The 17,476-nt window shown below is 61.1% G+C and carries 19 protein-coding genes; 3 read left to right on the top strand and 16 right to left on the bottom strand.

Features of this window, described 5'->3' with window-relative positions; genetic code table 11:
• The first annotated feature begins 9 nt into the window (after window positions 1-9).
• The 3 genes from QRX40_RS03845 to QRX40_RS03835 all read left to right on the top strand — a co-directional run bounded on the left by QRX40_RS03845 (window position 10) and on the right by QRX40_RS03835 (window position 3,730).
• Entirely contained in the window at window positions 10-2,574 is a 2,565-nt protein-coding gene (locus QRX40_RS03845; RefSeq protein WP_313836428.1) for a DEAD/DEAH box helicase, read from the top strand.
• 84 nt (window positions 2,575-2,658) lie between these two features.
• Window positions 2,659-3,006 carry an RNA polymerase-binding protein RbpA gene (locus QRX40_RS03840; protein WP_198189708.1) on the top strand — a complete coding sequence of 116 codons (348 nt, stop codon included), beginning with the start codon at window positions 2,659-2,661 and terminating at the stop codon, window positions 3,004-3,006.
• A complete protein-coding gene (locus tag QRX40_RS03835; protein ID WP_313836427.1) occupies window positions 2,999-3,730 on the top strand; it encodes an HAD hydrolase-like protein in 732 nt (243 codons plus the stop codon). Before QRX40_RS03840 ends, QRX40_RS03835 begins: the two co-directional genes overlap by 8 nt.
• 248 nt (window positions 3,731-3,978) lie before the next feature.
• Here QRX40_RS03835 and QRX40_RS03830 read toward each other — a convergent pair whose 3' ends face one another.
• From QRX40_RS03830 to QRX40_RS03755, 16 genes are all read right to left on the bottom strand, one after another.
• Window positions 3,979-4,575 carry a MerR family transcriptional regulator gene (locus tag QRX40_RS03830; protein ID WP_024627698.1) on the bottom strand — a complete coding sequence of 199 codons (597 nt, stop codon included), beginning with the start codon at window positions 4,573-4,575 and terminating at the stop codon, window positions 3,979-3,981.
• A gap of 14 nt (window positions 4,576-4,589) precedes the next feature.
• Window positions 4,590-5,033, bottom strand: coding sequence for an FHA domain-containing protein (locus tag QRX40_RS03825; RefSeq protein ID WP_024627697.1), 444 nt, complete (start codon window positions 5,031-5,033; stop codon window positions 4,590-4,592).
• Between the two features lie 6 nt (window positions 5,034-5,039).
• Entirely contained in the window at window positions 5,040-5,873 is an 834-nt protein-coding gene (locus QRX40_RS03820; protein WP_101432310.1) for a DUF881 domain-containing protein, read from the bottom strand.
• A gap of 4 nt (window positions 5,874-5,877) precedes the next feature.
• Window positions 5,878-6,210, bottom strand: a complete 333-nt coding sequence (locus QRX40_RS03815) for a small basic family protein (protein ID WP_015021764.1) — start codon at window positions 6,208-6,210, stop codon at window positions 5,878-5,880.
• Between the two features lies 1 nt (window position 6,211).
• Window positions 6,212-7,168 (bottom strand): DUF881 domain-containing protein, encoded by a 957-nt coding sequence (locus tag QRX40_RS03810; RefSeq protein WP_313836423.1) that lies wholly within the window; start codon window positions 7,166-7,168, stop codon window positions 6,212-6,214.
• Window positions 7,161-7,775, bottom strand: coding sequence for a CDP-alcohol phosphatidyltransferase family protein (locus tag QRX40_RS03805; RefSeq protein WP_045924372.1), 615 nt, complete (start codon window positions 7,773-7,775; stop codon window positions 7,161-7,163). The genes QRX40_RS03810 and QRX40_RS03805 overlap by 8 nt, the downstream gene beginning before the upstream one ends.
• A gap of 4 nt (window positions 7,776-7,779) precedes the next feature.
• Complete coding sequence (gene hisG / locus QRX40_RS03800; RefSeq protein ID WP_313836420.1) at window positions 7,780-8,631, bottom strand: ATP phosphoribosyltransferase; 852 nt, start codon at window positions 8,629-8,631, stop codon at window positions 7,780-7,782.
• Window positions 8,632-8,680: 49 nt separating this feature from the next.
• Entirely contained in the window at window positions 8,681-8,944 is a 264-nt protein-coding gene (locus QRX40_RS03795) for a phosphoribosyl-ATP diphosphatase (RefSeq protein ID WP_101432307.1), read from the bottom strand.
• Window positions 8,945-8,975: 31 nt separating this feature from the next.
• Window positions 8,976-9,641 carry a ribulose-phosphate 3-epimerase gene (gene rpe / locus QRX40_RS03790; RefSeq protein WP_046322854.1) on the bottom strand — a complete coding sequence of 222 codons (666 nt, stop codon included), beginning with the start codon at window positions 9,639-9,641 and terminating at the stop codon, window positions 8,976-8,978.
• Window positions 9,642-9,731: 90 nt separating this feature from the next.
• The gene (gene lgt, locus QRX40_RS03785; RefSeq protein ID WP_313836418.1) at window positions 9,732-10,643 is read right to left on the bottom strand and encodes a prolipoprotein diacylglyceryl transferase; all 912 of its coding nucleotides are present in this window, start codon (window positions 10,641-10,643) and stop codon (window positions 9,732-9,734) included.
• 37 nt (window positions 10,644-10,680) lie between these two features.
• Window positions 10,681-11,601: a tryptophan synthase subunit alpha gene (trpA, locus tag QRX40_RS03780; protein ID WP_313836417.1), complete on the bottom strand. Its 921-nt coding sequence runs from the start codon at window positions 11,599-11,601 to the stop codon at window positions 10,681-10,683.
• Complete coding sequence (trpB, locus tag QRX40_RS03775; RefSeq protein ID WP_313836416.1) at window positions 11,601-13,706, bottom strand: tryptophan synthase subunit beta; 2,106 nt, start codon at window positions 13,704-13,706, stop codon at window positions 11,601-11,603. Before trpB ends, trpA begins: the two co-directional genes overlap by 1 nt.
• 71 nt (window positions 13,707-13,777) lie before the next feature.
• Complete coding sequence (hisI, locus tag QRX40_RS03770) at window positions 13,778-14,191, bottom strand: phosphoribosyl-AMP cyclohydrolase (RefSeq protein WP_045924367.1); 414 nt, start codon at window positions 14,189-14,191, stop codon at window positions 13,778-13,780.
• Window positions 14,192-14,352: 161 nt separating this feature from the next.
• Window positions 14,353-15,129: an imidazole glycerol phosphate synthase subunit HisF gene (gene hisF, locus QRX40_RS03765; protein WP_313836415.1), complete on the bottom strand. Its 777-nt coding sequence runs from the start codon at window positions 15,127-15,129 to the stop codon at window positions 14,353-14,355.
• 112 nt (window positions 15,130-15,241) lie between these two features.
• Complete coding sequence (rlmN, locus tag QRX40_RS03760) at window positions 15,242-16,429, bottom strand: 23S rRNA (adenine(2503)-C(2))-methyltransferase RlmN (protein WP_396176792.1); 1,188 nt, start codon at window positions 16,427-16,429, stop codon at window positions 15,242-15,244.
• A 44-nt stretch (window positions 16,430-16,473) separates the two neighbouring features.
• On the bottom strand, window positions 16,474-17,463 hold the full coding sequence (locus QRX40_RS03755) for a phosphatidate cytidylyltransferase (RefSeq protein WP_313836414.1): 990 nt from the start codon (window positions 17,461-17,463) through the stop codon (window positions 16,474-16,476).
• Between the last annotated feature and the right edge of the window lie 13 nt (window positions 17,464-17,476).

The raw sequence follows: 17,476 nt of genomic DNA, 5'->3' as shown, positions 1-17,476 counted from the left end.
TGGAGGAACATGTCAGGTCATCGTCACCACGGACAGGATTCATCAGCATCCGAACCGGGGCCGGCGGAACGCTACGCCCGTTTCAATCGTCACCGCAAACGCATGACCGGAGCGCCTGCACGCTTTCAGTCCAAGCTGCCCTTCCCCCTGGATGACTTCCAGCTGGAGGCCATCACCGCCTTGGAGGATGGCGACAACGTCCTGGTGGCCGCTCCGACCGGCGCTGGGAAGACCATCGTGGCCGACTTCGCAGTATTCCTGGCCCAGGAGCAGAACGTCAAGACCTTCTACACCACTCCTATCAAGGCCCTGAGCAACCAGAAATACCATGACCTGGTCGACCGCTACGGCGAGGATCGGGTGGGGCTGCTGACCGGCGACACCTCCATCAACTCCGAGGCGGACATCGTGGTCATGACCACCGAGGTCCTGCGCAACATGCTCTATGAGCAGTCCTCGACCCTGACTGCCCTGAAGTACGTGATCCTGGACGAGGTTCACTATCTGGCGGACCGCTTCCGTGGGCCCGTCTGGGAGGAAGTCATCATCCATCTGCCGGCCTCCACCCGCATTGTGGGGCTGTCGGCCACCGTATCCAACGTGGAGGAATTCTCCGACTGGATCTCCTCGGTGCGCGGACGCACCCATCTGGTGGTCTCCGAGCGCAGGCCCGTGCCGCTGGAGCAGCACGTCCTGGTCCAGGCCGACAGACACACCGAGCCAGAGATCCTGGACCTGTATCGGCACGACGGCTCAGGACGGCAGACCCCAAAGATCAACCCGCGTCTGGTCTCCCGGCTGGCCCAGCTGGACAAGGCCGGACAGGAGCATGCCCAGGCCCGTAACCAAGGGCATCATCATCGTCATGGTAGGGGTGGCAGGCCGGAGCGACGGATGGGGGAGCGGTATCGTCCAAGCCGGGCCGACGTGGTCGATGAGCTGGACTTCATGGACATGCTGCCTGGCATCTACTTCATCTTCTCCCGCACCGGCTGCGACCAGGCCGTCCAGCAGTGCATCCGGGCAGGGCTGCAGCTGACCACCGATGAGGAGGCCCGCCGCATACGGCACATCGTGGACTCCATGGCAGCCGGCCAGCTCAGCAAGGAGGATCTCAAAGCGCTGGGATTCGCCCAGTTCCGCTTCGCTCTGGAGCAGGGGTTCGCCGCCCATCATGCCGGCGTGGTCACCCTCTTCCGGCAAATAGTCGAACATCTGTTCGAATTAGGCCTGCTCAAGGTGGTCTTCGCCACCGAGACCCTGGCCCTGGGCATCAACATGCCCGCCCGCTGCGTGGTGGTCGAGAAGCTGGAGAAGTTCGACGGCACCGGCCATGTGGCCCTGACGCCCGGCGAGTTCACCCAGCTGACCGGCCGGGCCGGCCGGCGCGGCATCGACGACATCGGCCATGTAGTAGTGGTCGATCACCGGGACTTCAGTCCCAAGACCATGGCCGCCCTGTCCAGCAGGAGGGTCTACCCGCTGCACTCCAGCTTCCGGCCCACCTTCAACATGGCCGTCAACCTGCTCAACTCCTCCAGCTATAGCCGGGCCCGGGACACTCTGGACCACTCCTTCGCCCAGTGGGAGGCCAACCGATCAGCCTCGGAGCTGGAGGAACGCATCGAGACCCTGACCAGCGGCCTGGAGGACTACCGGAAGGCCGCCCAGTGCAGCCGTGGCGATCTGATCGAGTTCATGCGCATCCGTACAGCCTTGTCTTCAGCCCAGAAGAACGACCGCCGCCGCCTGAAGCGTCAACGTTTCACCAGCGAGAAGGCCCGCGACCGGGCGTTCCGAGACCTTGACCGGCACATCGACCAGCTGCGCGAGCAGGAGCGCAACCATCCCTGCCGCCAGTGCCCGGATCTGCCCAAGCACCTGCGCTGGGGGAACCGGTGGATCCGCATGGACAAGGAGCTGCAGCGCACCCGGGAACAGTACGAGTCCAAAACAGGGTCGGTTTCGCGCCAGTTCGACAGGATCTGCCGGATTCTGGCCGACCTGCGCTACACCCGGCCCGTGGATCCTGACGACTGCCGGTTGACCCGGAAGGGGCAGCTGCTCCGGCGAGTTTACAGCGAACAGGATCTGAGCCTTGCCGAGATCCTGGATCGGGGCATCCTCAACGATCTGGAGCCCGCTGAACTTGCAGCGGCCGTCTCCGGGCTGGTCTACGAATCCCGTCGTGGGGTAGGGGAGCAGCCGGGGGAGAGGGCCGGATATCGAGCTCCTAGGCTGGTTGAGGCCATGGAGGATATGAAGCGTCAGTGGTCCCAGGTGCAGGAACGCTGCGATCAGGCTGGATTGGAGCTGCCACCTGAACTCGACTTTGGCTTGGGGCCGACCATCTATGACTGGGCCTGCGGCGACTCGCTGATCACCATCCTGCGTGACAGCGATCTGACGGCGGGGGACTTCGTGCGCAACGCCAAGCGCCTGTCCGATGTGCTCACCCAGATCGTTCAGGTGGAGCCCTACCTGGGCAGGGGAGGGCATCACCTGGCCAGGACTGCCAGCATCGCCGCCGACCAGGTCAATCGCGGCATTGTGGCCTATACAGGCGTGGAGTGAACACGGCCGTATATAGGGAATAAGTTTCAGGTCAACACTGTTCTGTAGCTTGGAGGCAGTGACGGACACGAGTATGGAGGAATCATGGCAGAGCGCAGTCTTCGCGGCATGAGCATTGGGGCGAAGTCCCTGGAATCCGATCAGAATGTGGATTTCGCTGCACGCAGCGAGGTCGCCTATGTTTGCCCCAAGGGGCATCGGACTATCCTGCCCTTGGCCGAAGGCGCTGACGTACCGCAGGAGTGGGAGTGCCGCTGCGGGCAGATCGCTCATCTTGAAGGGCATGACGAGCAGGAGTCCGGCAAGACGGGCAAACCGACCAGGACCCACTGGGACATGCTGCTGGAGCGCCGGTCCGAAGACGAGCTCAAGGCTGTGCTTGACAAGCGTCTGAAAATGCACCGTGAAGGATGGTTCCCGGACTATGAGTAAATCACCGCGCCGCCTGGTTCTGCTGGATCTGGACGGCACCCTGACCGCCTCGCATCCGGGCATTATCGCCTCCGTGGTGCAAACTTTCAAAGAGCTTGGTCATCCTGTGCCCGATGAAAGCGAGCTTCGCCGATTCATAGGCCCTGCCGTTGAAGTATCCCTGCGCCGCAACGGCATCAGAGAAGAAGACATCGATAAGGGCGTCCAGATTTACCGGCGCTATTACAGCGAGATAGCGGCATTTGATGATCCTGACCACCCTGGACAACACATCCCTGGACGTCTGCTCGCTACGGTCTTTGACGGCATTCCCGAACAGCTGAATCGTATGCACGAGCATGGTCTGACCTTGGCCGTGGCCACCTGCAAACCCGAGTACCAGGCCCAGCCGGTATGTGACCACTTCGGACTGATGCCACTGGTAGATGGTGTCTATGGTGCCAGCAAGGACTCCACACGAATCACCAAGGCCCAGGTCATCACCCATGCTCTGCAACAGCTTGGCTTTGACACCAAACTCGGTGACCGTGCCCTTATGGTCGGCGACCGCTGGACTGATGCCGATGGTGCGCTGGAAACCGGTCTGGACTGTCTGGGATGCGGCTGGGGCTATGCTGAGCCCGGAGAACTTGAATCTCACGGCTGTTATCGAGTCATCAACCAAGTCGACCAATTGTGCCAGGCTGCCGAGGATTACTTCGACAACGATCCAACTGAGCACTGAGTCGGCTAGAACTGTATCGTCTCTTTTAGGGTCACCCGAGGTCACCTGGGTGACCCTTATAATTTGTGAGTGATGCTATTGCAACCTCACCGAATTGGCCACAACCGAGTAACCATGAAATCACCGGAAAACGAAAAATCGAATCGTGACCTAGTAAGCCGATAATGTACGTTATGTCAGATTACCTATCGTTTTTCTCCCCTGTTCAGCTTCCACAAGCCACTGGTGCGATTTCGCCATCGCGGGATTCATGCAGCCCGCTGACGCTGCTCGTGCTGCTGCTCCAAGCGCTGACGCAGACGCATAGCCGTCAGTTCGTCGATAGGTCGCTCAGGCAGACCCGGGGTCAGCTGTCCGGTAGTCAAATCCACGTGGTCACAGGTCTGCAGCTCCAGATCCATACGATGCCAGATAGCACCCACAGAGATGGCAAAAACGGCACGCCCGGACTGCATCAGTGCAAAGACCTGATCAGGTCCTGAACATTCGGTGACCTGATCACCATCGCAGACAACAGTCACATGCTCAAGTTGACCGACTGTTCGACGCTCGAGATAGTTCACCGTGTTCGTGGCATTGACCAAATTGACACCGGCATCCAAGAGACGCTTGAGGACAGCCAGGATAACCACATCTTTGAAGGAGTAGAGCCTGCGGGAGCCTGATCCGTGCGAGGCCTTGATTGACGGCTCTACAATCCTCTTGCGGGCCCAATAATCCAGTTGCCGATAGGTAATGCCAGCCACCTTGGCCGCGACCGTTCCCCGGTAACCCCGGGTCGTGCCCTCAGCCTGCTCAGGAGAAAAGAGTTCACCCTGTACCAGCGTCGGCATCTCACCGGCCATGTCATGCCCCCTTGTCAGTTCTTGGCGATGACTGCCCGATTATCGAAGTAGACCAATCTGAACTTGCCGATCATGATCTCGTCGCCATTGTGCAGGTCGGCCTGATCCACGCGTTCGCGGTTGACATAAGTGCCGTTGAGGCTGCCAGTATCCTCGACCCGAAAACCATGGTCAGTCCGCACGAATATGGCGTGCGCCCTGGAGACCGTCGAATCGTCCAACAGAATATCCGCCTTCGGATCGCGACCCACGCTGACCTGATCCTCGTCCAACAGATAACGCGATCCTGACACCGCTCCCCTGGTAGAGATCAGCAGGGCTGTGCCCTCAGGCAATCGCGCCATGGTCTCCAGGTCGTCCTTGGTCAGTGGACGGTCACCGTTGGAAGTGACTGGAATGTTCAGGGCCGGCATGCCGATGATGGTCGTCTCGCCCGCAGTGGGAATAGGATCTGTCATAATTGCCTATTCTACAGGCTTTGCATACTGGTAGTCCTGCACGCGTCGAACCTGGTCGATTCTGACACTATTTGACTGCTCCACGGATACGGTCGCATGGAACTGCACCTTGATCCGCGAACCCACTCCCCCGGCGATCTGAACGGCATTCTGCAGGCTGTCCGGATCCCCAATGGCCTTGACAATGTAGGGGCTGCGCAGCTTGGCGTGGTCGCATTGCAGGCCGGTGCGGGTGTCCAGCAGATAGGTGCTGGTAACCACTCGGACATCGTTGAAGGATATGACCTCGGCGCCAGCGTTGCGCAGTTCTTCGATCAGATTGAACATGGTAGAGGCGTCCACCCGGTCACTGTCCTCGGTGACTGTCACCACCACTCCCCTGCCCTGGGCAGGCAGCCGTCCGGCCAGGATGCCGCTGCTCTGCTCATTCTGCTGGGCTATGCGGGCGGCTTCCTTCTGCTTGTCGGCGGCTGACTTGATGGAGGTCAGCTGCTGGTTGAGCTGGCTCTTGCGCTCCTCCAGCTTGTCGACCTGGTTGCTGGTCTCGTCCAGCACCCGTACCAGCTCCTCCTCGGACAGACTCTGGTAGGAGGACTGGTTATTGTGCACCTGGACCGCATACCCGAAACCCAAGAGGGCGCACATAAGGGCTACCAGGACGCTGGTAACCAGTCTGACCCGAGTGGCGTTGGAATTGAGGGTGCGCAGAGGCCGACGGCGAACCACCGGAAAAGCACCGGTCTGCGTATCGTCGGCTGGAGCCCTGACCCGTCCGGGCCTCCTGGGCGGAATGCTCTTGGGCATTCCCTCGTCGCGCTTCTTCCTCAAGGTGTGTCTCATATGCTCACCCCTTGAAAATGAACCGTCGAATAGCGGAGACGTTGGAGAAGATGCGGATGCCCAGGACCACAATGACGGCCGTGGACAGCTGAGAGCCCACGCCCAGCTGGTTGCCCAGGAAGACCAGCAGAGTGGCCGTGATCACATTGGAGATGAAGGAAACCACGAAGACCCGGTCCGAGAAGCTGCGTTCGAAGTAGGAGCGGACTGCGCCCATCAGGGCATCCAGGGCTGCCACCACCATGATAGGCAAATAAGGCTGCAGGACAATGGGGATGTCGGGCTTGAGGAAGATGCCCGCCACCACGCCTAGGATCAGGCCGAGAATTGCCGACATGTCAATGACTCCTTCCGGCATAGGACAGATTGGGCAAACTCACTGCATTCAGATTCAGGCGCCGCTGCTTGGCCACATTGACAGTGATGTTCGCCCTTTTGAGGTCACGCAGGCGGCCCTGCAGATCGCTGCGAACCATCAGATCGGACAAGGCGCCTTGGTCGCCGATGGCTTCGATCTTGTAGGGTGACTCGATCGAGGTGGTCCCCACCAAAATGGTCTGACCGGCCGTACGCACTGATGTCTGTGTTCCTATTCTATTGCCATTGATGGCAATGGCTTCGGCCCCAGCAGACCAAAGCTTGGTCAGGAACCACTGCAGGTCCTGGTCGGTGAGCAGTTTGATCTGATCGGCATTGTCCCGGGAATCCTTGGAGGCAATGGGGTTGGCCAGGGTGATGACGACGCCCTGCCCCTGCACCTTGCTGGTGCCGTTGGTCAGATCGTCAGCGGTCTGCGTGCTGTTCTGCCCTTGGCCGCCCTCCTGAGCCGAGAGCGTGTCGATATTGCCGTTAAGGTCCGATATCTGACTGTTGAGGTCATTGGCACGCTTGCTGACTCCCTCCACCTGGGAGATGAGCTTCTCGCGTACCTTCTGACGCGGGTCCCGGTGCAACACCTGCACTATACCCGTGCCTGCCAGGCCGACCAGCACGCAAATGACGAAGACCAATATCCGATTGACCCAGACGCTCAGCGGCGATCTACGCTCAGCGGGCAGCAGACGGGCATCCTCGAACATGGGGTCCATGGGACGGTTGGTCAGGTCGTCAATCAGCCTCAGAGACTCATCAGCCATGCGCCGACGCATGGATTCCTGGGCGGGCTCCGAGCTTTCCTGGTCCACATAGTGGCGTTCCAGACCTGCGCTGGAATGCGAAAAAGCCGCCCGGCGGTGAATCAAGGCACGGTCAGGCGGCACAGGGAAGGACTCTGGGGTCATCTGCGGTTCAGTCATGATGGCGGTCCTGACGAAGCAGCCCGATGCCCTGACGTGCGTAGATCAGCCCTGCCAGCCAGTAAAGGCCAACCCCCCAGATGACAGCCGCAAGAGCCACCAGGTGGAAGAAACGGAAGAAAGCTGAAGTGCCCACATCCGCAAAAATCAGGGCCGGTATGGCCAGCATGAGCACGGCCGTTCCAGTCTTGCCGGCGAAATGCACCGGCAAGGGGCCATAATCATGCTGGGCCAGCGCCAAAACCAACAGACCCATGAGCACATCCCGGGCACCGACCAGAGCCAGAAGCCACCATGGCAGTATGGAGGCGATGCTCAGGGCAAGGACGGAACAGAGAATCAGCAGTCGATCGGCAACCGGGTCCAGGATCTGCCCCAGCTTGCTGACCTGGTTGAACCTGCGGGCAATGATTCCATCCACACCGTCTGAAAGGGCCGAAATCAGCATGACCACCAAGGAAATGATCAGATGCCGGTTGGCCACCAGATAGGCAATAAGAGGTATGGATAGGATACGAAGCAGGCTGATGACATTGGGTACGGTGAGAATCACCGACCGTGGCTCAGGGCTGTACCTGCTGCGTGAAATTCGATCAATCAGTGCCATCCGACTACATTCTAGAAGCTTGAAGGGCAGTTACAAGGATGGCACGCGCACCGATCTCATAGAGGCGGTCCATGAGGTTGTTCACCTGGTCCCTGGGGACCATGGCCCTGACTGCCGCCCACTGTTTATCGTGCAGGGAGGAGACCGTCGGCGACTCATAGCCGGGCGTGATGCCCACCGCCATGGCTACGCGCTCCACCGGGATGTCATAATCCATCAGTACATAGCGGCGGGCTGTCAGCACACCCTCCAGCCTGCGGGACATGACCGCCAACCGCTCATCATCTGGATCCAGACGGGGTGATCTGATGAGAATCCCCTCCGATTTCAGAATGGGATCGCCGAAGACCCGAAGCCCGGCGTTGCGCAGGGTGGTGCCCGTGGAGACCACATCGGCGATCAGGTCGGCTACCCCGAGCTGGACTGAGGACTCCACTGCCCCGTCCAAGTGGATCAGTTCGGCCTTGAGCCCCTTGCTGGTCAGGTAGTCCTCAAGAAGCCGGTCGAAGGTGGTGCCGATCCGTTTGCCGTCCACGTCCTGCAAGGTGCTGATGGAGCTGGCCTCCGGAGCGGCGAACCTGAAGGTGGACGCGCCGAATCCCAGTTGCATGACCTCGACGGCCCTGGTTCCGGAGTTGAGCAGCAGGTCACGCCCGGTGATGCCCAGATCGATGGTCCCCAAGCCGACATAGACCGCTATATCGTTGGGCCTTAAGTAAAAGAGCTGGATGTCGTTGTCGACGTCATCGACCACCAGTTGCCGGTCATTGGAACGCAGACGATAGCCGGACTCTGACAGCAGCCTCCATGCGGGCTGGGACAACATGCCCTTGTTGGGCACCGCGACCTTCAACACGGCAACCTCCTAATTGCGGAAGCGAATCTACAGCGGGATGGGATGGGGGTCACAGATACCTGTAGACATCCTCCAGGGTGATGCCCCGATCGATCATCATGACCTGGATGTGGTACAGCAGCTGGCTCATCTCCTCGGCCGTCCGCTCCTTGCCCTCATACTCAGCGGCGATCCAGGTCTCTCCGGCCTCTTCATTGATTTTCTTGCCGATGAAATGCGTGCCCTTGTCCAGCTCTTCAACGGTCAAGGATCCTTCTGGGCGCTCCTTGGCCTTGGCCGTGAGCTCCTCAAACAACCCATCGAAGGTCTTCATCTGGCTATCTCCATTCTTCCTGCAAAACCTGTCAGTCCTTGTAGCTTACCTGTGCGGCCTGCCTGATCTGGTCAATGGCCTTGGCCGGGTCGTCAGCGCCGTAGACCGCTGAGCCTGCCACCAGGACATCGGCTCCAGCCTCTGCCACGATGGGAGCCGTGGTGGGGCTTACCCCGCCATCCACCTGGATGTGGGTCTTCAGGCCACGGGCGGTGATCTGGTCACGCAGACGGCGGGTCTTAGGCATCTGATTGTTCAGGAACTTCTGGCCGCCGAAACCTGGCTCCACAGTCATGACCAGAATCATGTCAAACTCATCGAGAATGTCGAATATCGGCTCCACCGGTTCGGCGGGGCGCACGGCCAGGCAGGCCTTGACCCCCATATCGTGCAGCTGGCGGGCCAGACGGACCGGGGCATGAACGGCTCCGGTATGGAAGGTGACGGAGGCAACACCCAGCTTGGCGAATTCCGGGGCCCAACGGTCGGGGTCCTCGATCATCAGATGCACGTCCACCGGTAGGTCGGTCACCTGGCAGATGCGCTCCACCACGGGCTCGCCAAGGGTCAGGTTGGGAACGAAATGGTGGTCCATCACATCCACGTGAACCATATCGGCATTGGCAATAGCCTTGAGATCCCGCTCCAAGTTGGCGAAATCGGCGGAAAGAATGCTGGGTGCTATCTGAATGCTCATGGAGATTATTCTATGTTGTACGGAAGACCGGCGGCACCGGTTTGCGGCTCAATTGCACACCTACCGACCCACGGATAGCTAACCCCTGTCCTACTTGCTCTGGGCCTCGGATTCCTGACGCACCTCAAGCTCGGTGATGGTCCGCAGCTTTTCAGACAGCAGTGAGGTCGGCTTGCCCTTGCGCGCTATGAGGACGAAGGCTGCAGCCGCCAGGAAGAAGACCGTCATGGACACCCAGACGTTGACCCTGACACCCAGGAATTCGTGGGCGAAGTCGATGCGAAGGGCCTCGATCCAAGTGCGCCCCAGGGTGTACCACATGACATAGAGGGCGAAGAGGGAGCCGGCCTTGAGCACGTTCACGGCCTTGTGGCCGATCCAGACCAGGAGGGCCGCGCCGATCAGGTTCCAGATCATCTCATAGAGGAATGTGGGTTGGAAGAGGGTGCCGGTCGGGCAGGTGGCCCCGTCATAGCACTGTTCGCTGCTGCCGATGGCGGAACCTGCCGCATCGATCTTCAGTCCCCAGGGCAGCGTGGTGGGGGCCCCGTAGAGCTCCTGGTTGAACCAGTTGCCCAGTCGCCCGATGGCCTGGGCCACCAGAAGGGCAGGAGCCACGCTGTCGGCCAGCAGGGCGGTCGGGTAGCTCTTGTGACGGCACCAGGCCCAGGCTGCCAGTGCTCCCAGGAGGACTGCACCCCAGATGCCCAGACCGCCACGCCAGATGCGCAGAATGTCCGCTGGGTTGCCATCAGCTCCGAAATACCGCTCAGGGGTGGTGATGACGTGGTAGAGCCTTGCGCCGACGATGCCGGCCGGTACCGCGCAGATGGCGATGTCCAGAATCTGGTCGGTCCGGCCGCCCTCCTTCTTCCAGCGCCTGGCCGTGATCCAGGCGGCCACGATGATGGCCAGGAGCATGGTCAGCGCATAGAACCTGATGGTGACCGGCCCCAGATGGAAGCTGGATATTCCCGGCGATGGAATGTAGGCAAGCGTCATAAAGCCCCAATCTAGCCCTTGGGCCTTACAGCCCCATTCACTTCCTTGACTGGGAGATGCCCCAGCGCAGGTCGGAGCAAACCTCAGCCAAGGACTCCAGTGCCTTTCTGCGGTCCTTCCGCGGCCTGCCCTCGTCATCCAGAAGGCAGTGGACCAGGGCCGAGCCGACGATGACCCCGTCCGCGTAGGCCCCGACCTGGGAGGCCTGCTGGGCGGTAGACACCCCGATGCCCACGCAGACATAAGGGGCACCAGCCTGCCTGACTCTCGCCACCAGGTTCTGGGCCGAGTTGGACATGCTGGTCCGTTCGCCGGTCACGCCCATCCGGGAGGTCGCGTAGACGAAGCCCCTGGCTGCACGGGATGTGATCTGCAGACGCGCATCGGTGGAGTCTGGCGAGACCAAGTAAACCCGGTCAAGGCCATACCGGTCCGACTGCTCTATCCATTCCCCAGACTCGTCGACGATCAGATCCGGGGTGACCAGACCGGACCCGCCGGCCTCGGCCATGCGGGCGGCAAAGTCCGCCACTCCATGATGCATGATCAGATTCCAGTAGCTCATGACCAGAGCCCTGGCACCGTCCGCCTGGACCTGACGGACCGCGTCGAAGACACCCTCGACCTTGACGCCATTATCGATGGCGCACTTGCTGGCCGCCTGGATGACCGGGCCATCCATGACCGGGTCGCTGTAGGGCAGCCCGATCTCGACGATGTCAACCCCGCTTTTCACCATGACCCGCATGGCCTCCAGGGATGTGGGCACGTCCGGGAATCCATAGGGGAAGTAGCCGATGAATGCCGGCCTGCCCTCTTGGCGGAGGGCCTGCAGAGTGGACGCCACCGGGCTGGCCGTGCGGCTGAACCCCTTAGGCTGGACAGGCTGGGATTGCACAGGCTGGGGTTGGACAGGCTGGGCGGGGGCTTTCTGCCATTGCCATTGCTGGTTGACCATTATCGGGCCTCCTCTTCTGCTTGATCGCTTCTGTTGCGCCCGGCCTGGGCTTCCAGAGCGCTGACCTCCTGCTCGGACAGGTAGCCGAACCATCTGCCCGCCGTGGCTACATCCTTGTCGCCCCTGCCCGAGATGTTGATCAGAATGACAGGATTCCTGATTCCCTTGCGCAAAAGGTCGGTGGCCGCCTTGCTGGCTCCAGCCAAGGCGTGCGAGGACTCCAGGGCGGGGATGATGCCCTCGGTCCGGCACAGGTCGCTGAAAGCCTGCATGGCCTCCTTGTCAGTTGCATAGTCATACTTGACCCGGCCCATGTCGTGCAGCCAGGCATGCTCAGGCCCCACTGAGGCGTAATCCAGACCGGCGGAGATGGAGTAGGTGTCCATGGTCTGACCCTGGTCGTCCTCCAACAGATAGGACTTGGTCCCTTGGAAGACGCCGATCTGACCGGTGCCTGGCGACAGGCGAATGGCGTGCTTGCCCGACTTGGGCCCGTCCCCGCCGGCCTCATATGCGTAAAGGGAAACCCGGGGATCGTCCAGGAAGGTGTTCATGATGCCGATGGCGTTGGAACCTCCGCCGACGCAGGCCACAACCCCGTCGGGATGGTCGATGCCGTATGCGGACAGCTGCGCGGAAGCCTCTTCGCCGATGATCTTCTGGAAGTCCCTGACGATGGTCGGGAAGGGGTGGGGGCCGGCAACCGTGCCCAGCAGGTAGTGGGTCGTCTCCACGTTGGTCACCCAGTCGCGCAGGGCCTCGTTGATGGCATCCTTGAGGATCCTGGTCCCGGTGGTCACCTCGACGACTTCGGCTCCCAGCATTCGCATCCTGGCCACGTTCAGGGCCTGTCTGCGGGCATCGATCTGCCCCATGTAGATTCGGCACTTGAAGCCCAGGAGGGCACAGACCGTAGCCGTGGCCACGCCATGCTGGCCGGCGCCGGTCTCCGCAATGACGCGGGTCTTGCCCATACGCTTGACCAAAAGCCCCTGACCCAGGGCGTTGTTGATCTTGTGGGCGCCCGTGTGGTTCAGGTCCTCCCTCTTCAGAAAGACCCTGACCTGGCCGCCGACCCGATCGCCGATCAGCTTGGCGAACCGAGGCGCCGGCGTCAGGGCCGAGGGACGCCCCACATAGACCCGGTTGAGTCTGTTCAGCTCCTCACGGAAGGCCGGATCGGCCTTGGCCTCCTTGTAGACACGCTCCAGCTCGTCGAGGGCGCCCACCAGGGCCTCAGGGACGAAACGTCCGCCATAGGGGCCGAAATAGGGACCGTCATGGGTTGAGAGGGGCCTGGCCTCGGCGGCCTTGAAGCGGTGACCAGCCTGAACCAGCAAGCGGACGGTACCCTCCTGGTCCTGTGAGGTGACCAGACCTTCTCCTATCAGGACCGCATCGGCCCCGGCCCGGGCATACCGCTCCAGCTCGACCGTGCCGAACACTCCGGACTCGGCCACCTTGACCACATCCTTGGGCAGGTTGGAGGCCAGGCGGGCATACTGGTCAACGTCAACGCTCAGGTCCTTCAGATTCCGGGCGTTGATGCCGATCACCCTGGCGCCGGCCGCGATGGCCCGCTCGATCTCCTGACGATCATGGGTCTCGACCAGGGCAGTCATGCCCAGGCTCCCGGCAAGGTCCAGCAGGTGCTTGAGACGGGCGTCATCCAAGGCCGCCACAATCAGCAGGATCATATCGGCCCCGTTGGCCCTGGACTCCCAGACCTGGTAGTCGGAGACGATGAAGTTCTTGTTGAGCACGGGAATGCCCACGGCCTGCCTGACCTGCCGCAGATCCTCCAAGGATCCCAGGAAGCGTCTGCCCTCGGTCAGGACCGATATGGCCGAGGCACCCCCGTTGGCATACTGCCGGGCCAGGGCGGCGGGATTTTTGATGTCGGCAAGGTACCCCTTGGAGGGCGAGGCTCGCTTGATTTCCGCGATGATCGGAATGCCGACGCTCTCCCTGAGCAGTCGCGCGGCATCCAGAGGTTTGCGCTTCATGCTCCTGACCTGTTGCTTGAGGCTTTCCAAGGGAATCTGTTGCACCCGGCTCCTGGCATCCTCCACGGCGCCGGCCACCAGTTCATCCAAGACGGTCATAGAGCCCTTCCCTCCAGTTTCTTGTGTGTTCCCTGTCACAACCTTAGCGTCTTTCTGCACTGGATTACCCATTACCCTTCCTCGCTCTGCATCTGTGCCTGAGTACGATTGCCCTGCACCGCTGGCAAGGGTCCTCCGGCTTCAAAACACGACCTGTGTCCGGTGTGGCAGGCCGCCCCCACCTGGTCGACTTCGATAAGCAAGGCGTCCCCGTCGCAGTCGATGCTGACTGCCTTGACGTATTGGACATGCCCGGAGGTGTCTCCCTTGCGCCAGTATTCCTGCCTGGAGCGGGACCAGAAGGTGACCCTTCCCGTGGTCAAAGTCCGTCTCAAGGCCTCCTCATCCATGTACCCGACCATGAGCACCTGACGGCTGTCATACTGTTGGACCACAGCGGCCACAAGTCCCTTGGCATCCTTCTTCAGCCTAGCCGCTATGCTCGGATCCAAACGTGCTTCCTGATCCTTCGAAGACTGTGACATTGATCCTCATTCTCCTTGATTCATCTACTTGATTCAGCTGATTTGTCCGACATATCCCTGCCGGTTGATTGTTTCAGATATGGGTATGGTTTCCCGATGACTGCCAACATGGCCAGCAAATGCCATGCAGCATGCGGTGTCGAATTATCTGCGGGATTGGTTCAGGCCTGCCATCGAACCGGATACCCGGCCGCATGGAGCGCCTGCTTGACATCCTTGATGGACACCTGGCCGAAATGGAAGACGGAAGCCGCCAGGACCGCATCGGCCCCGGCCTTGACAGCTGGAGGAAAATCGGCGGCCTTGCCTGCGCCACCGCTGGCGATAAGGGGAAGGGATACGGCCTTGCGCACGTCGGCGATCATTTCCAGATCGAATCCCTGACGGGTGCCGTCTGCATCCATGGAGTTGAGGAGGATCTCACCGGCTCCGAGTCCTTGGGCCTGCTTGACCCAATCGATGGCATCGATGCCGGTGGACTGGTGGCCGCCCATGGTGGTCACCTCATATCCTGAGGTAATGCCCTGGGCATCGGATCGGCGGGCATCGACCGAGAGCACCAGGACCTGGCGACCAAACCGCTGAGCGATGTCGCCGATGACCTGCGGATTGGCAATGGCTGCCGTGTTGATGCCGACCTTGTCGGCCCCTGACCGCAGGAGAGTGTCGACATCCTGCGGCGTCCGCACGCCTCCGCCGACGGTCAATGGAATGAAGATCTGGTCGGCAGTGCTCTTGACCAGGTCCACCATGGTGGCTCGCCCGCTTCCAGAGGCAGTCACATCCAGAAAGGTCAGTTCGTCGGCGCCCTGTTGGTAGTAGGCGGAAGCCAGTTCGACCGGGTCGCCTGCATCGTGCAGATTCTTGAAGTGGACGCCTTTGACCACACGGCCCTGGTCGACATCAAGGCAGGGAATGACACGAACCGCTACCGTCATGCGACCCGCCTTCCTGCCTGAACCGATTTGTTTGAATCAAGACCTTAGCTTCTCTGGCATCCGAAGACCATGGCATGTCCACACTATGGCATGGTGATTGCAGAACGCCGGATTAGGCCTGGAGCTTGACGGCCTTGGCTGCCAGCTGGCCGCAGGCGCCGTCGATGTCTGATCCGCGGGTGTCCCTCATGGTTGCAGTGATGCCGGCCTTGTGGAGGATGTCCAGAAAGCGCTGCTCGTCCTCGGGCTTGGAGGCCGTCCAGCGAGACCCCTCAATCGGATTCAGGGGTATGGGGTTGACATGCGCCCAGTCGTCCCCGTAGTGGTTGAGGCGCTTGGCCAGCAGACGGGCATGCTCGGCCTGGTCGTTGATGCCGCGCATCAGGGCGTACTCGATGCTGACCCGTCTGCCGCTGGCCAGGTAGTAGTCGTGGGCCGCGTCCAGGACCTGGGTGGTATTGAAGCGCCGGTTCATGGGAACCAGCTCGTCGCGCAACTTGTCGCTGGGGGCATGGAGGGAGACGGCCAGACGGACCGGAATGCCTTCTTTGGTCAGCTTGCGGATGCCGGGCACCACGCCGACCGTGGAGACGGTGATGTTCCTGGCCGAGATGCCGAATCCCTTGGGCGGCAGGGCGCTGATCTGCCTGACTGCGGACAGGACGGCCCGGTAGTTGCCCATGGGCTCGCCCATACCCATGAAGACGATGTTGCTTAGGCGCCCGGGTCCTCCGGCGACCTGTCCGGACCTCATCATCCGGGATGCGGCCCTTACCTGTTCCAGAATCTCGCCGGTCGACATGTTCCGGGTCAATCCAAGCTGACCTGTGGCGCAGAAGGGGCAGCCCATGCCGCAGCCGACCTGGCTGGAAATGCAGAGGGTGGCTCTGGAAGGGTAGCGCATAAGTACGGACTCGATCCTGGACCCGTCGAAGAGCTCCCAGAGGGTTTTGATGGTCGTCCCCTGATCCGCCTTCTGGACGGTGACCGGGGTTATCAGTTCAGGAAAGAAGCGGTGTGCGGCATCCTGGCGGCTGGCCGCAGGAAGATCCGTGAAGTCGTCCGGATTGGTGGACAGATGGTTGAAGTAATGGTTAGCCAGCTGCGAGGCCCGGAATTTCGGCAGACCCAGTTGAGCGCAGACCTCCTGACGCTCCTCTAGGTCCATATCCGTAAAGTGACGCGGCGGCTTGCCTCGACGGGCATGGTCGGCCGCCAGAACGTCCCTGAAGGCGCCATTCTTGCCACCAGGGGTGATGCCGGTTTCAGGCTCGGCACCAGTCATGTCGACATCTGTCATACCTCTACCTCATCCCGTATCAGTCATCCGACCATCAATCCCGGTCACAGGCCGGTAATCAAAAGAACCAGTGTGATGAAGGGCGCGGACATGAGGATGGAATCCACCCTGTCCAGTACCCCGCCGTGGCCCTTGAGCAGGTGGCCCATGTCCTTGATCCCCAGATCGCGTTTGATCAAGGATGCGCTCAGATCCCCTAGGGTGCCTGTGGCTCCGACCATGATGCCCATGAGCAGGGCGACCCACCAGATCCTTCCCCAATCCGCCATGGGATAGGTGGCCGCGAAGATGACCAGGGCGCCAACCAGACAGCAGAGCATGGAGCCTGCCAACCCTTCCAACGACTTGCCGGGAGAGATGCGGGGCGCGATCTTGTGCTTGCCGAAGAGCGAGCCGAAGAGAAGGCCGCCGATGTCACTTAAGGCAGGCAGGAAAATCACCATGAAGGCATGTGCTGCAGGATGCCCGCCGAAGGTGGTGGGCAGGGTTATCAGACAGGCCAGGAGGGTGATGTAGACAACAGTCAGCAGGGTGACGCCCACATTGGCCAGGCTGCTGGACCGGCTCCCCTGCTCTGCAGCACCGTAGGAGGCGTCGGCCATGGTCTGCGCATCCTTGCCCGAGAGCTTGGCATTCACCGCCTTAGCCAGACGACCGCCCAGACGATGGTTGCGGGTGGCCGCAAGAGCCCCGACCAGGGCAGTGACCAGAACTCCGGCGGTCATGACCGCCACGTGATCCGGTGCGTAGAAGGAGGCCAGCATGGTGGCCGCCGAGCAGATCCAGAGCTCGACTACCGGTATATGCAGGCCCGCTGTGGCAAAGTCCACCCTGAGCTCCCAGAGCCCCAGGGTCATGAAGATCACGATCAGGTAGATGAATGCGTCGATGCGCACCAGGATGCAGGCCAGGATGATGACCACCAGAAGCGCGCCAGTGGCCACCGCCTGCGGCATGTTGCGCCCGGTTCGCTTGTTCAGAATTGCGACGGCATCCTGACCCGCCTTCTCGGCAGAGCTTTCCTTAGTACTCATGAAGTGTGGATCC

Origin of the sequence: Bifidobacterium sp. H6bp9, assembly GCF_032193695.1 — a bacterium.
In the GTDB taxonomy this organism is placed as follows: domain Bacteria; phylum Actinomycetota; class Actinomycetes; order Actinomycetales; family Bifidobacteriaceae; genus Bombiscardovia; species Bombiscardovia kimbladii.
Note: the sequence above shows the minus strand (reverse complement) of the source record. Positions and strands in the feature narration are given on the sequence as shown.

Coding starts and splice junctions, on each gene's coding strand:
- QRX40_RS03830 (WP_024627698.1), bottom strand. CDS start 4,575: ATGGCCGGTGAGATGCCGACGCTGGTACAGGGTGAACTCTTTTCTCCT.
- QRX40_RS03815 (WP_015021764.1), bottom strand. CDS start 6,210: ATGTCGGCAATTCTCGGCCTGATCCTAGGCGTGGTGGCGGGCATCTTC.
- QRX40_RS03810 (WP_313836423.1), bottom strand. CDS start 7,168: ATGACTGAACCGCAGATGACCCCAGAGTCCTTCCCTGTGCCGCCTGAC.
- trpA (WP_313836417.1), bottom strand. CDS start 11,601: ATGGTCAACCAGCAATGGCAATGGCAGAAAGCCCCCGCCCAGCCTGTC.
- QRX40_RS03795 (WP_101432307.1), bottom strand. CDS start 8,944: ATGAAGACCTTCGATGGGTTGTTTGAGGAGCTCACGGCCAAGGCCAAG.
- QRX40_RS03805 (WP_045924372.1), bottom strand. CDS start 7,775: ATGGCACTGATTGATCGAATTTCACGCAGCAGGTACAGCCCTGAGCCA.
- rlmN (WP_396176792.1), bottom strand. CDS start 16,429: ATGACAGATGTCGACATGACTGGTGCCGAGCCTGAAACCGGCATCACC.
- QRX40_RS03845 (WP_313836428.1), top strand. CDS start 10: ATGTCAGGTCATCGTCACCACGGACAGGATTCATCAGCATCCGAACCG.
- QRX40_RS03840 (WP_198189708.1), top strand. CDS start 2,659: ATGGCAGAGCGCAGTCTTCGCGGCATGAGCATTGGGGCGAAGTCCCTG.
- QRX40_RS03755 (WP_313836414.1), bottom strand. CDS start 17,463: ATGAGTACTAAGGAAAGCTCTGCCGAGAAGGCGGGTCAGGATGCCGTC.
- QRX40_RS03825 (WP_024627697.1), bottom strand. CDS start 5,033: ATGACAGATCCTATTCCCACTGCGGGCGAGACGACCATCATCGGCATG.
- QRX40_RS03835 (WP_313836427.1), top strand. CDS start 2,999: ATGAGTAAATCACCGCGCCGCCTGGTTCTGCTGGATCTGGACGGCACC.
- QRX40_RS03820 (WP_101432310.1), bottom strand. CDS start 5,873: ATGAGACACACCTTGAGGAAGAAGCGCGACGAGGGAATGCCCAAGAGC.
- rpe (WP_046322854.1), bottom strand. CDS start 9,641: ATGAGCATTCAGATAGCACCCAGCATTCTTTCCGCCGATTTCGCCAAC.
- lgt (WP_313836418.1), bottom strand. CDS start 10,643: ATGACGCTTGCCTACATTCCATCGCCGGGAATATCCAGCTTCCATCTG.
- hisI (WP_045924367.1), bottom strand. CDS start 14,191: ATGTCACAGTCTTCGAAGGATCAGGAAGCACGTTTGGATCCGAGCATA.
- hisF (WP_313836415.1), bottom strand. CDS start 15,129: ATGACGGTAGCGGTTCGTGTCATTCCCTGCCTTGATGTCGACCAGGGC.
- trpB (WP_313836416.1), bottom strand. CDS start 13,706: ATGACCGTCTTGGATGAACTGGTGGCCGGCGCCGTGGAGGATGCCAGG.